The organism is Oleiphilus sp. HI0043 (genome assembly GCF_001634935.1).
The window spans coordinates 1-560 of the sequence record NZ_LWEY01000681.1 but is presented as its reverse complement, the minus strand read 5'-3'; the positions used below and the strand labels follow the sequence as shown (position 1 = coordinate 560).

The following is a 560-nucleotide window of genomic DNA, read 5'->3' as shown; positions in this document are numbered from 1 at the left end:
ATGCTCTGTATGCGGTAGGGCATAAAAGCAAACAGCTCAAAACCCTCTGCCCAAATACCAAATGCCAGAGCCACTCCTGCAAAAGTAAAGGCGACGGGAAAGCCCAGCATCAGCATTAGCAGGGCAACCACGAACATGACGATACCGCTCATGACAAGCCGACCTCTTTGCTTCTTGGGTAAGCTTCTTTCCCAACGATTACACGGAGAGCCTGAGTGATCATGCTTAAACTTGCCAAACCAATCAGTATAAAAGACAAAGGAATCAGGCTCTTGATTAACCAGCGATGAGGTAGGCCGCCCGGGTCACCACTGCCTTCACCCATTTGATAAGACTCATAAGCAAAACCAAGGCTAAAGTGAGTCACAAGTATAATGAAGGGAAGGATAAGAATGAGCGTACCTAAGAGGTTAATCCAGGCCTTGGTCTGGTCTTGCCAGTGATCATAGAAAATATCCACGCGGACATGGGCATTTTCTTGAATCGCATAGGGAATACCTAGTAGAAACACGCAAGAGAAGAGATGCCACTCCAGTTCCTGCATACCGATCGATACATCA

Annotated in this window: 1 protein-coding gene; it reads right to left on the bottom strand. The window is 47.1% G+C overall.

Translation table 11 applies throughout. From position 1 onward, the window contains the following. Nucleotides 1-148 precede the first annotated feature (148 nt). Nucleotides 149-560: TRAP transporter small permease subunit (locus A3729_RS08160; RefSeq protein ID WP_068633604.1), on the bottom strand; the 412-nt coding region annotated here is incomplete at its 5' end.